Origin of the sequence: Pseudodesulfovibrio aespoeensis Aspo-2 (assembly GCF_000176915.2) — a bacterium.
Classification (GTDB): domain Bacteria; phylum Desulfobacterota; class Desulfovibrionia; order Desulfovibrionales; family Desulfovibrionaceae; genus Pseudodesulfovibrio; species Pseudodesulfovibrio aespoeensis.
Window position 1 is genome coordinate 1,760,058 of the sequence record NC_014844.1, and the last position, 12,972, is coordinate 1,773,029.

The 12,972-nt window shown below is 60.5% G+C and carries 11 protein-coding genes; all 11 read left to right on the plus strand.

The annotated features are described in order from the left end of the window. Nucleotides 1-13 precede the first annotated feature (13 nt). The 11 genes from DAES_RS07960 to DAES_RS08010 all read left to right on the plus strand — a co-directional run bounded on the left by DAES_RS07960 (nt 14) and on the right by DAES_RS08010 (nt 12,879). A complete protein-coding gene (locus DAES_RS07960) occupies nt 14-802 on the plus strand; it encodes a hypothetical protein (protein ID WP_013514522.1) in 789 nt (262 codons plus the stop codon). After that, on the plus strand, nt 792-2,894 hold the full coding sequence (locus DAES_RS07965; protein ID WP_013514523.1) for a 7-cyano-7-deazaguanine synthase: 2,103 nt from the start codon (nt 792-794) through the stop codon (nt 2,892-2,894). The genes DAES_RS07960 and DAES_RS07965 overlap by 11 nt, the downstream gene beginning before the upstream one ends. Before the next feature lie 172 nt (nt 2,895-3,066). Continuing rightward, nucleotides 3,067-3,393, plus strand: coding sequence for a hypothetical protein (locus DAES_RS07970; RefSeq protein WP_013514524.1), 327 nt, complete (start codon nt 3,067-3,069; stop codon nt 3,391-3,393). Nucleotides 3,394-3,588: 195 nt separating this feature from the next. Beyond that, nucleotides 3,589-4,173 carry a sigma-70 family RNA polymerase sigma factor gene (locus DAES_RS07975; protein WP_013514525.1) on the plus strand — a complete coding sequence of 195 codons (585 nt, stop codon included), beginning with the start codon at nt 3,589-3,591 and terminating at the stop codon, nt 4,171-4,173. A 104-nt stretch (nt 4,174-4,277) separates the two neighbouring features. Then, on the plus strand, nt 4,278-4,610 hold the full coding sequence (locus DAES_RS07980) for a hypothetical protein (RefSeq protein WP_013514526.1): 333 nt from the start codon (nt 4,278-4,280) through the stop codon (nt 4,608-4,610). Next, nucleotides 4,607-5,623: a PD-(D/E)XK nuclease family protein gene (locus tag DAES_RS07985; protein ID WP_013514527.1), complete on the plus strand. Its 1,017-nt coding sequence runs from the start codon at nt 4,607-4,609 to the stop codon at nt 5,621-5,623. Before DAES_RS07980 ends, DAES_RS07985 begins: the two co-directional genes overlap by 4 nt. Nucleotides 5,624-5,649: 26 nt before the next feature. After that, complete coding sequence (locus DAES_RS07990) at nt 5,650-6,420, plus strand: ATP-binding protein (protein WP_013514528.1); 771 nt, start codon at nt 5,650-5,652, stop codon at nt 6,418-6,420. A gap of 12 nt (nt 6,421-6,432) precedes the next feature. Continuing rightward, nucleotides 6,433-6,906 carry a DUF669 domain-containing protein gene (locus tag DAES_RS07995; RefSeq protein ID WP_013514529.1) on the plus strand — a complete coding sequence of 158 codons (474 nt, stop codon included), beginning with the start codon at nt 6,433-6,435 and terminating at the stop codon, nt 6,904-6,906. Next, a complete protein-coding gene (locus DAES_RS08000) occupies nt 6,906-7,388 on the plus strand; it encodes an ERCC4 domain-containing protein (protein ID WP_013514530.1) in 483 nt (160 codons plus the stop codon). The genes DAES_RS07995 and DAES_RS08000 overlap by 1 nt, the downstream gene beginning before the upstream one ends. Beyond that, the gene (recD2, locus tag DAES_RS08005; RefSeq protein WP_013514531.1) at nt 7,340-9,568 is read left to right on the plus strand and encodes an SF1B family DNA helicase RecD2; all 2,229 of its coding nucleotides are present in this window, start codon (nt 7,340-7,342) and stop codon (nt 9,566-9,568) included. The genes DAES_RS08000 and recD2 overlap by 49 nt, the downstream gene beginning before the upstream one ends. Further along, nucleotides 9,565-12,879: a CHC2 zinc finger domain-containing protein gene (locus tag DAES_RS08010; RefSeq protein ID WP_013514532.1), complete on the plus strand. Its 3,315-nt coding sequence runs from the start codon at nt 9,565-9,567 to the stop codon at nt 12,877-12,879. Before recD2 ends, DAES_RS08010 begins: the two co-directional genes overlap by 4 nt. Nucleotides 12,880-12,972: the final 93 nt, after the last annotated feature.

The window sequence follows — 12,972 nt, forward strand, 5'->3', positions numbered from 1 at the left end:
TAAGGAGATCGACATGGGGCACGTCAGACTTGGAAGCCTTCCGAGGTCGAGGGCATGGAAAGAGGTGGTCGGCCTGATCACGGCCGGTGCCGACGTGTCCCAAATCGCAAACGCAACAATCCGGGCAGCCGATAAAGCATTCACCTTCGTGCTCAACGATGAGGGGTTCACCGAGGCGGTCTGGTTGATGACGCAACTCGCCATTGCCGCAAAAAAGGAGAACCTCGGCGAGCATCTCCAATCCCTCGGCGTCAACCTGCCGCAGGATACATCCCTTCCCGATCTTGCAGCCGCAGTCTCCGAGGCCCTGGATAACAAATTGGAGTCCAACGGTGGCCGATCCGACCTCGGTGAAATGTCTCAGCGTGCATTGGTCGGAGCCCTGGTAGAGCACATCTCACCAAAACTGCCGTCTCTCTTCGCCCCCGGGCCAGATGATGTTCGGGCCGCACTGGCAGCGCTCGGGAAAAAGCGGGAGTTCGGAGAGCTGTCGCGGACTTTCTTCGCCAAGCTGACCAACGAGAGCATGAACTACTTCCTCTCAAAAACGCTGGCTACCCATCTGGGCGAGGGCCAGCGCTTTGCCACCATGAATGAAATGGGACAATTCGAGAAGGCTCTGAACACGCACTGTAAAGAGGCGTCCCTGATCGTCGAGCAGTTTTCAGCAGATTGGTTTTCGAAGCACAGGTACGAAGAAGGTGGTGACATCTCCAGGGAGTCTTCCAATGGCTTCGCCTCTTACGCGCTGAAAAAGATGAAGGACGAGCTAAAAGAAGGAGCGCGAGCCGATGCAAGATAAACGATATATCATCTGTGGGAACGCACCGACCGATGGGATTGAAGAAAATCCTGACCGTGATCTGCGCCTGCGCCTTTGGGGCAAGGATGGGCTGGACAAGATCACCCTACGCATTGAAGACATCCACAAAAAGATGAGCAAGGACGTGCCTGATTCTTTCCAGGACCTGCTCGAAATCGCCACCTACGTTTACAGTGCCGATCAGGCCATCCCACGAGGGGCCGACGACGTCGATTCTTTTGGCCATGGCTGGCGCAGGGATCTGCACTTCATCATCCCGGTGCGGAAGCCAGATTTTTGGAACGGAGACGATATCCACCAGGCGCTGCGCTCCACGCTTGGTTTCTTGTCTGACGACAACTATCACTTCGAGTTCGTCAAACTGAAAGAGGCTCAGGCATTCCAGGGATATCTGAAATTTGATGATGACGGACGGCTCTTCGGCTATCCGGAACAGGTAGTGATGTTTTCAGGTGGGCTGGACTCGCTGGCGGGAGCCATCGATGAAGTTCTAAATGAAAAACACAAGGTCGTCCTTGTTACCCACAAGTCGACACCGAAGCTCAACACGCGCCACCGGCGACTGGAAAAGATGATTGCCGACAAGGCTGGGGAAAATGCCCCGCTACACATCGGCGTCCGGGTCAACAAGAACAAGGGGCTGAACTACGAGTACACCCAGCGCAGCCGATCTTTCCTCTATGTGTCTATCGGGGCGACCATCGCAAAAATGCTCAATCTGAAAAGCGTCCGTTTTTACGAAAACGGGGTCATCAGTTTGAATCTGCCGGTCTGCGCTCAGGTAGTCGGAGGCCGGGCAACACGCACCACCCACCCCAGGGTGATCCGAGGCTTTCAGGAAATCATCAGCCTGGTGGCTGGCGAACCGTTCACGATTGAGAATCCCTACATCTGGAAAACCAAGGCCGGTGTTATCGAGGTGATCACCAAGGCCGGATGCCAGGACATGATCGCGGCATCGACCACCTGCACCCATACCTGGGAGATGACCAATCACCATACGCATTGCGGAACGTGTTCGCAGTGCATCGACAGGCGTTTTGCCATGATTGCGGCAAAAGCGGATCAGCATGACCCCGTGGAAGCCTATAAGGCCGATATCTTCACCCAAAGTCGAAGCAAGGACGAGGACAAGATCATGGCTGCCGCGTACCTGGAGCGAGCCAACCAGGTCCGTGACCAGGATGACATCACCCAGTTTATCGCTCGATTCAGCGAGGTAAGTCGGGTCTTCCGCTACTTGAATGGGAACCCCGGAAGCGTGGCCCAAAAGGTCTATGACCTTTACAAGCGCCACGCCAAGGAGGTCTGCGATGCTATGGACACCATGGTTGGCCGTAACATCACCGCCATCCGCCAACGCACCTTGCCGGGAGACTGCCTGCTCAGGACGGTCTATGAATCGGGATCGGTGATCTCTGTCCCAGCTATTCCGGTCGAGCAGAAGCAGCCGGACAACTACTTCAGGAAGCGCGGGGGTGTCTGGGCCGCACGCTTTAACGGCAACGCCGAGGTGCTTGTGACGGGTGTCGACAAAGGAGCCGAGTACATCAACTTCCTCCTGGCGAGGCCTAACAAGGAAACCTCGGTCTACGAGATCGTCTGCGGGTTTGCCATCGATAGCTGCAACGCGGTCCTGAACTCCAATGAGACCGACGAAGGTTTTCAGGTCACCCAGGGGGTTCCGTTGGGTGATACCGGCTTCGTTGCCGATCGCAAGGCCGTCGAGCAATACCGGGAGACGGCTCACGAGCTTCTTCGAGAAATTGAAGAAGCCCGGGCAGAAAACAACGATGCCGAAATCCAGCGGCTTGAGAACGAAATGACCCAGATCACCGCCGCAATCAACGAGGCGGTTGGTCTGGGTGGCAAACTCCGGAAATCCAACGACAAGCGGAAGAACATCCGCGACGCCTTCCGGAGTGCCGTGAACCGGGCCATCACGTATCTGGACAAGTATGACAAGCCGCTGGCCGCCCACCTGAAGGAGTCCATCAAGTGCGGCAACGAACCGGTCTACCGGACCGAAGAGGAGATCGTTTGGGAGGTCCGCCCGATAGTCAACGAATGACCCGGGACCACCCAGGAAGAAAAAACTAAAAAAATTTCCGCTACGCCAAATGTAGCCATTGCGACGCCGGATGTAGCGCCTTCCCCAATGAAGGCGCGATCCGGCGTTTTTTATTGGTCAGCATAGGGTTGGCCACCGGGCGTGCCAGAACTTCCGAACAAGGAGACTGGCAGTGGCACAAGTCAACAAAGCACACCTCACCCCACCGAAGCGGCGACTCATCGAGTTGATGCAGGACATCAACTTCGGCCGCATCACCAACATTCCGGTCCGCGACGGCGAACCGGAACTCACCCCTGACACGGTCATCGAGCGCGAGATCAAGCTGGGCGGACAGAGCGGTCCCCGGCCCGAGCGCGACCAGGATGACTTCATCCTCAAGCAAGAGGTCGTGGCGCTGCTGGAGCACCTCGCGCAGATGGGCAGCGGAAAAGTCTGCCTGCTCGAGATCAAGCACGGTCTCCCGTTCCTGATGCGCATCGAGGAACGGGCAGCCTGAACACGTAACGACCTAAACCCTTAGACACTGGACAACAAGCTGGACGCATGGCGGAGGCTGTTGTGGGTGTCGCCGAGCCGAATACGGCAATTGGCGGCGTACCTGCGACCCCTTCGCCCACGCGACAGCTTTGTCCTGTGATCTGGCCCGTGCCGACACCCACGCGGACCTCCTCCTCGCTCCGAGGAGGCCCCGATGGTTTCACAGAATTCTTACGACGGCATCGACAAGTATGCCGCCGACCTCATTCGGCACAAAGCACGTCAACTCGTAGGCAAGGCCGGATTCACCGAGGACGACAGACCCGACCTCGAACAGGAACTGATGATCGATCTGCTGCAGCGGATGCGGCATTTCAATCCAGCCAAAGCCAAGAAGACCACCTTCATGGCCCGAATCGTCGAACGTCACATCTCCACCATCCTGGAGGCCCGTTTCGCCCAATGCCGGGACTGGCGGCTCTGCCAAACCTCACTCAACGAACCCCTCGACAACGGCGAAGGCGACACCACCGAACGGATCGACTTCCTGGACAGCGAGGGCTCCCTGGGAGGCGGCACCCGCGAAACAAGGGAGCGTCTCGCCCATGAGATCCGCATGGATCTCGACCGAGCCATCGCCTTGTTGCCGGAAGAGCTCCGGGATCTGTGCGTGCGCCTGCACGACAGCACCATGGCCGAAGTCGCCCGGGAGATGGGCATTCCCAGAACCACCCTCTACGACCGGCTGAGCAAGCTCCGGGACGCGTTCCGCGAGGCCGGGCTCGAGGACTACCTGTGATCTCCGACGCATCAGCTCTGGCTCCGGTAAGTAAGCACCGTGCCGCATGGTGCGGCTATCCGGGGCCTCGGAAATCAGAACCTGAACAAAAGAGGAGTTCAACCATGACTCACGACACTTACAAGTACCGTTTTGACGAGTCGGTCCCGGCCCAGGAACTGGAAGACACTTTCATGCTGGCGATGCTGGCCGTCGAAAGCCTGCATGGCCGTTCCCGTGTGCGGATGGAGAGCCGGTTCAATCTGGACAAGGCCCGACGCACCTGCGTGATCGACGCCTCCACCGATGTCGGCAGCGACCTCGCCCGCATTTTCACCGGCTTCGCCACCAAGGAATACGGCGAACGCTCGGTCTTGATCGAACGATCCCAGCCGTCGGGCTGCGCCTGTGCCTCCAAGCATCGCGCAGCGCCAACCGAAGCGGGGGTGGCGGTATGAGCGAGCTGATGACCACCACCTATTCCATGTGGCGGCTATTCCGCAACTGCCGCATGGCCTGCAAATGGCGCTACATCGATGAGCTGGTGCCGCTCGAGCGCGATCCCAATCTGGCCTTCGGCTCGGTCATTCACGATTGCCTGGAGTGCTGGCACGGCGAGCGGAATCTGGCCAAGGTCCTCGACCACATCGACCGGACCTATCCGAACCGGGCGCAGGACGACCATCAACAGGCCGACTGGCATCTCGCCCGGGCCATGATGAGCGCCTATGCGGAACACTACCCGGCCGAAGAGTTCGAGGTCGTCGCGCTCGAGAAAACCTTCGAAGGTCCCATCGTCAACCCGGCGACCGGGGCGACCTCGCGCAGTTTCATTATCGCCGGGAAGGTGGACGGCATCGTCCGTCAGGATGGCCAGTATTTCCTACTGGAACACAAAACCGCCTCGCAGATCGACGCCAGCTACCTGGAGCGGCTGTGGACCGATTTCCAGATCATCCTCTACGCCTGGTACCTGGAGCAGACCCTCGGCATCACGGTCAGCGGCATCATCTACAACGTCCTGGTCAAGGCCAAGCTGCGCCAGGGCAAGGGTGAGACCGAAGCCGAGTTCGAGGCCCGCCGGGCGGAGCTGATCGCCAAGTCGAAAACCGGCAAGAGCAGCGCCAAGCGCAAGCTGCCGGAGGACGACGACACCTTCCAGCAACGGCTCCAGGAGAAGTACCTCGAGCCGGGAATGTTCCATCGCGAGGTGCTCTACATCTCCCGCGACCAGTTCGAGGAACTGCGGGCGGAGCTGTGGGAACTCTCCAAGGCCATGCTCGACGCCCGTCGGCGCGACACCTTCTACCGCAACACCAGCTACTGCTTCCAGTACGGAAGGCCCTGCGCCTACTTCCGGCTCTGCCGCTCGGGCGGCAACCCCAACGTCATTGAAAACCATTTCCAACGGATCGCCCCGCACGAAGAGCTGCGGGACGGAGCCGGTGAAGACGCCGCTCCGGTGTTTTGAAATCCCAACCATAAGGAGACGAAGCCATGCTTCCCAAGACCAAAAGCAAACCCAAACACACGCTCTCGGACCTCACCGCCCTGGTGTACGGCCCGAGCAAGATCGGCAAGAGCACCTGGTGCTCCAAGGCCGATGACGCACTGTTCCTGGCGACCGAGCCGGGCCTGAACGCCCTGGAGGTGTTCCAGACCCCGATCACCTGCTGGGACGACCTTCTGCAGGCCTGCGCCGAAATCGCCGAGGGCAAGCACGAATTCAAGACCATCGTCGTCGACACGGTGGATAACGCCTACAAGATGTGCTCGGACTACGTCTGCAAGAAATTCAAGATCGAGCACGAATCCGACCTGGGCTACGGCAAGGGCTACGCGCTGATCAACAACGAGTTCCAGCGCGTCATCAACAAGCTCGCGTTCCTGCCCTACGGGCTGATCCTGATTTCCCACTCCCAGGAGCGGGACATCGAGACCCGGACCGGCAAACACACCCGCATCGTGCCGACGCTGCCGGAAAAGGCGCGAAAGCTGGTCACCGGTCTGGTGGACCTGATCCTGTTCTGCGACCTGGACATGAAAACCGGCGAGGACGGCAAGCCGGTCTGGCAACGCGTGATGCGCACCAAGCCCAGTCCCAACTACGACGCCGGTGACCGCACCGGCCGACTCCCCGAAGTCATCCCACTCGATTTTCCGAGCTTCATGAAAGCGTTCAACAACACGGCAGCCGGAGCTGCGGCGAGTGCCGCCCGGCCGAAGCCGGAGCCGACCGTGAGTGCGGCGGCGAAACCCCAACAGTAAGGAGATCCGACCATGGAACACTACGAGAACCAATCCAACAGCAGCCTCGATCTGGCGCAGTTCGACGACGCCTTCGAAACCGCCGAAGTCGAGGAACGTGAGTTCGAGGCCGTCCCCGACGGTAAATACCAGGTCAACGTCGACCGGGTCGAACTGACCCGCGCCCAGACTTCCGGCAATCCCATGCTCAAGTGGACCCTGCGCATTCTCGCGCCGACCCACAAGGGCCGTCTGCTCTGGCGCAACAACGTCATGGCCAGCAACGAGAACATCAAGTGGCTCAAGCAGGACCTCTACACCTGCGGGCTGCAGCTTCAGAAGCTCTCCGACCTGCCGGGCCACCTCGAGCAGCTTCTCAACATCAAGCTGGAGGTGACCAAGCGCACTCGCGGTGAAAACGAGAACATCTACTTCAACCGTCGCATTGTCATGGCCGACGATGCCGGGGCTCCCGGTGCGGCGATGGACGACATGATCCCGTTCTGATGATGGACCGGATCACCGTTGTCGTCGATACACGCGAACAGGAGCCCTACAGCTTCGATACAGACAAGGTTTCGACGGTTCGCAAGGCGCTGCTCGCCGGTGATTACTCACTGGTCGGCCTCGAGGAACGGGTGGCGGTGGAGCGCAAATCCCTGACGGATTTTGTCTCCACCGTCATCCGGGGGCGAAAGCGGTTCCACCGCGAACTGGAAAAGCTCTCCGCCTACGAATCCGCCTGTGTGGTTGTCGAATGCAACTTTCGCGATCTGGTCGATGGCCGCTACCGCAGCGATGCCCACCCGCACGCGCTGATCGGAACGGTCGCCTCCATCGTCGTCGACTTCGGTGTCCCCGTCTACTTCTGCTCGGACCGGCAGGCCGCCTGCCGTTTTGTCGAGGAGTACCTGACACGTTTTCACCGGAGGATCGCGAGATGCCAAAAAGAAATGAGAGTAACCCGGCGCGACTCCGGGGAAGAATAGAGCGCGTTTACTATGCCGGACCCAAGTTCTCCGCAGGCCGACTGCTCACCCCGACCGGTGAGGAAGTCCAGTTCGCGGGCAATTTGTTCGCCCGGGAAAATCAGCCTGTGGTCCTGCTCGGAGCGTGGGCCACCCATCCCAAATACGGCCGTCAGTTCAAGGTCGACGGGATGGAGCACGACCTCGAACTCGATCCGGAGGGGCTGATCCATTATTTGGCTAACCATCCGGAGATCAAGGGCATTGGTCCGGCCAAGGCCAGATTGATCGTCGAGAGTTTCGGAGACGCCTTTGAAGAAACCCTTCTGAACGACCCCGAGCGCATTGCGCTCAAGGCCCGACTGCCCCTGGATGCGGCCAAGCGGCTGCGTGACGAATGGTTGAAGAACCGTAGCGTCAACACCGTCATGGCCTGGCTGTCGGCATTCGGCCTGACCCATCATCAGGTCACCACCCTGGTCGAAAGACTCGGCGGCAACTGCCTCGATATCCTGAAGGAAGACCCGTACATCCTCATTCGGGAGATCCGGGGATTCGGCTTCAAGAAGGTCGACAAGATTGCCCGCAAGCTGGGAACCCCCAAGGACCATACCCCTCGTATCCGGGCCGGGTTGAATTTCTGCGTCCGTGAAGCCCTGGACAATGGCAACTGCTGGATCGAATACGAGGATCTGGTCGACCAGGTCAATCTACTGCTGGTTATGGATGCCCTGGATAGCCGGGTTCGTATCGAGAGCGCCCTCGACGCGCTCATCGAAGAACGGGCGCTTTCCTGCGATTCCCACGGCGGGCGTTTCGTGGTCGCTCTGCCGGAGATCGTCCGAATGGAGCGGGAGTTGGCCTCGCTGTTCGGCCATGCCGAAACACCCAACCCGCATTTCCAGTCCGTCAAGAAACTCGATGCCCTGATTCGGCGCTGCGCGGCGACGCTGAACGAGAAGCAGCTCGACGCAGTGCGCTCGGCACTCAATCACAGCATCAGCCTGATCTCGGGTGGAGCCGGTTCGGGCAAGAGCTACACCATCTCGGTCATCAACACCATCTGCGAGGAGAGCGATCTGGAGGTCGTGCTTGCCGCGCCGACCGGCAAGGCCGCCAAACGCCTGGAGGAAGTCAGCGGCCGTAGCGGCACCACCATCCACCGTCTGCTCGGCTATGACGGCAAGGGTTTCTCGCGCAGCAAGGAGAACCCCATCGATGCCGATGTCCTGGTGGTAGACGAGTTTTCGATGGTGGACGTGCCGTTGGCTTGGCACCTGTTCGAGGCGGTCGATTTTTCGCGGACCACGGTGCTGCTGGTCGGGGACCACAACCAGCTTCCGCCGGTGGGACCAGGGAACATCCTGCGCGATCTGATCCAGACACGCGCCATCCCCACGGTCATCCTCGACAAGGTCGTGCGCCAGGCTGGCGTCCTCAAGGAGAACTGCACCGCCGTTCTCAAGGGCGAGGTGCGCAAGACCAGCGAGGCGTCGGTGGGCGGATGCCGGGATTGGTATCTGGTGGATCAGTTCACCGACCCGATGGCGGCACGCTCGTTCCTGCTGGAGTTGTTTCAGGAGCGGCTCGACGCCCTGGGTTTCGACATCATCAAGGACGTGCAGGTGCTGACGCCGACCCACAAGGGACCGCTCGGCACCAAGGAATTGAACGAGGAACTGCAGCGGCTCATCCAGCGCAAACTCTGGAACACCGAAGTGCCGCCGGTCGCCATGGGCCGCCGCGCTCCGTTTCTCAAGCACGACAAGGTCATCCAGACCCGGAACAATTACGACCTGAACGTGATGAACGGTGCCATAGGCTATGTGGTCGATGTTCTCGCGAACGGCACCCTGGTCATCGACTTCGACGGCATGCCGGTGGAGATGGAAAAGGGTTCGCCCGACCTTCAGGACCTGCAGCTCGCCTATGCGCTCACCATCCACAAAACCCAGGGTTCCGAATTCCCCTGCGTCGTGGTGGTGGTCCACAAAGCGCATTCCTTCATGCACCACCGCAATCTGCTCTACACCGGGGTGACCCGCGCCCGGCGCACCGCCATTGTCCTGGGCGACCATTGGGGCATCCAGAATTGCGCCAAGCGTTGCCAGGTGGATGACCGTCGGACCTTTCTGCCCCTGTTTCTGGACGCCGCCCAGCACGCGGAGGCCGATTTCGCCCGTGTCGCGGAGGCCGAATGAGTATGGGCGGAACGGATAACGTCAGGGAGTATTACCGGCACGTCACCGAGATGGACATCGGTGACGTGGCCCGGGAACTCCTGCCGGGACGGATCACCCAGGAGACCGGCCAGCGCTTGATGTGCGACTGCCCCAACCATCAGAGCCAGTCGCGTCTGTCGCTGCACGTGATGCTCGACAAGCAGGGCTGGTACTGCTTCGGCTGCGGAGTCGGCGGTGATGTGCTGCAGCTCGTTGAGTTCATTCAGACGGGCTCGGTCACCGCCGGGCAATCCGGTCCGATGCCGGACAGCCACCGTCAGGCCCGGGACTATCTCGCCAAGAAGGCGGGCTTGCCGCCGCTGTCGCGCTATGGCCTCAGCCAGGAGCGTCTCGCCCAGACGGAGGCCGACCGCGCCTTCGAACTGCGGGTCAAGGACGCGCTGACCTCGCTGGCCAGGCTTTACCACGCCAGACTCAAAGAGTCGCCGGAGGTCCTCGACTGGCTGAAATCCAAATACGCCCTGAGCGAGGAGACCATCGACGATCTCCTGATCGGCTACGCGGACAACGCGTCCGGCGCGGTCGCCCAACTGACCGGGGGTGAGGACGGTTTCTCCAAGCGGGAGCTCGCCGCCACCGGCGCTTTCCGTCCCACCAGCCAGGACGGCCTGACGCCATTTTTCGAGCGCCGGATCGTCTTTCCCTACTGGAGCCGTGGCCGGGTGGTGTTCATGATCGGCCGCAAGACGCCGTGGACCCCGGACGTTGGCTGGGAGCAAGGGAAATACAAGAAACTGCCGGTTCACGACGAACACCAACGGCCTTACGTCGCCGACTTCATCAACAACGCGCTGCTGTTCAACGAGGACTGCCTGCTGGCGAGGCCCGGCAAGGTGATCATCACCGAGGGGGTGACCGATTGCTTGGCGCTGATGCAACTGGGCCTGCCCACCGTATCTCCGGTCACCGTCCGCATCCGGGCCGCCGATTGGGAGCGCCTGATCCCCAAGCTGCGCGGCGTCGAAACTGTCTACATCTGCCAGGACAACGAACTCTCCCAGGCCGGTCTCAAAGGGGCGCTGCAAACCGCTCACACCCTGGCCGAACACAAAATCGACACCCGCCTGGTGACGCTGCCCTTGTCGGAGACACAGCTCTCGGCCCGGCAGGAGCTGACCGAACGCTTCGGCCTGACGGCAAGCGTGGGGCCGAAGGAGCTGGCCAAGCTACTGGCGGGACGTCCCGCCGAGGAAATCCAGGCGGCCGAGGCGCTTCTCGCCATCGCCAAGATCGACGTCAACGATTACATTGCCGCCGGGCATACCCTGGAGGATTTCGAACGCCTGCTCGCCGAGGCCAGCACGCCCATCGAGTTCGGCGTGCGCTCGCTGCCCGAGGGCGCTGAAGAGGAAGAACGCAACCGCCTGCTCGAACCGATTCTGGGGGAGATTTCCGAACAGTCGCCGCTGGAACAGGCACGCCTGCTGAAGCTGGTGCAGGAGCGCATCGGCGGTGGTGTTTCCATGGCCACCCTGAAGGAACAGATCCGCGCCATCCAGAAGGACCGCAAGGTCGAGTTCCGCAACGAAAAGAAAAAGGCCAAGCGGATGTCCGGCGCAATGCCCGGATCATGCCGCGCCCGGGTCGACGAGGTGCTGATCGACACGGAGCTGGAGAACGGCGCTCCCGACTACACACTGGCAGCCGAGGCGGCCTACGACTGGTTTACCGCCAACGGTGCCCAGTTCTTTCATACCCTGCAGGGTGAGCCGTTCATGTATTTCGACAACGCCATCTACTGGATGGATTCGCCAGACCGGGGCCGAAAGCGCCACTACGCGGCCATGCTCTACAAGCACACGGGCATGGTGCCGACATCCAACGGCGGACGAACATTTTTCGAGGTGTTACCCAGCCTGGCCATGATCCGTGGCCAGGTGCGCGACCATTTCTCCTGGCTGCATACCGATGTGGCTTCCTACACCGTCTATTTCAACCTGAACAATCCGGAGCACGAGATCGCCAAGATCACCCCGGACGAAATTCAGATCATGAAGAATGGCGGCAACGAGGACGGCATCATCCTGGACGGCTCGCGCAAGATGAAGCCGCTGAAATTCCTGCCCGACGCCGACCTCGAAGAGGCGGACCGGCTCCTGGTCGATCTGCTGGTGGGCAACATGACCTGTCCACAAGGAGATCGCTTTCTCATCCTTTCCTGGCTCTCCTGTTTCTTGCTGATCGACTTCGCCGGGACGCGGCCCATGACCCGCTTCGAGGGCTCGGCCGGATCGGGCAAGACCACTGCCAGCAAGATCACGTCGACGCTGCTTTACGGCGAGCCCCAGCACAAGAAGGCCACCGACGCGGCGAACTACACCGACGGCTCGCAGAACCCGCTCATCGTCCTCGACAACATCGAGGTCAAGCAGATGACCGAGGATCTGACCACCTTCATGCTGACCAGCATCACCGGCATCGCCAAGGAGAAACGCAAGAGCGGCACAGACAGCGAGACCATCACCGAGCGGACCAAATGCCTGCTGAACACCACCGGCATCGAGCCGCTGTGCGGGGAGCTTTCGGAGATACTGTCGAGGTCCTTCGTTATCAACTTCGACCTCGCCAACCAGGCCAGCGACTGCTTTCTGGAATCGGAGGTCATCTCCGCCATCCAGCAGAACCGGGATCTGATCATTTCGGCCATCATGAAGCGGACCAGCCATGTGTTGGCGATGATTCGGGACGGAGCTCAGAAACAGGTCATGCGTCTGCTGCACCGAACCATGCCGACTCATGGCAAGCGCCGGTGCAACGACTATCTGAGCCTGATGTATCTGATGATGCTGGCCGGGTCCGAGGAGCACGAGGTGACCACCGGACTCGAGGAGCTGAGCCCGCTGTTCATCGAGCAGATCCATTCCATCAACGACACCAGCCAGGAAATGGCCCGGGAGTCGAACCCCATTGCCACGGCGCTGGCGTCGCTCTTCCATGCCTACCGGAACGCGGTGGAACTGGACGAGAAGGCCCGCTACGGTGAGGACGACCGGGCAAACCACGTGGTGGGGTTCATCGAACGCTATCAGGTGAGGTTCGAGAACGAGAACACCATGGAACCGGTGTCGGCGGGACGGCTGCTCGCGGCGCTGCGCAGGGTCGGCCGGGAATTCAACCTCGAATTCGAATACAAGAAGCCCGCCCAGCTCGGTCGGCGCATCAGCAACGACCTGGACGTCATCCGGGACGCCGGGTTCGACATCGACCGGCAGCGCAACGCCCACACCAAGAACTTCGAGTACCGGATTGCCAAGACCGCCAATTTCTAATTTCACCCACACTGCCCAAATCATCCAGGACGCTCTCGGGCGTCCTTTTCTTTTGCGGTGGTGCGGTGAACACCGCTGTCCCTTGCGGTGGAT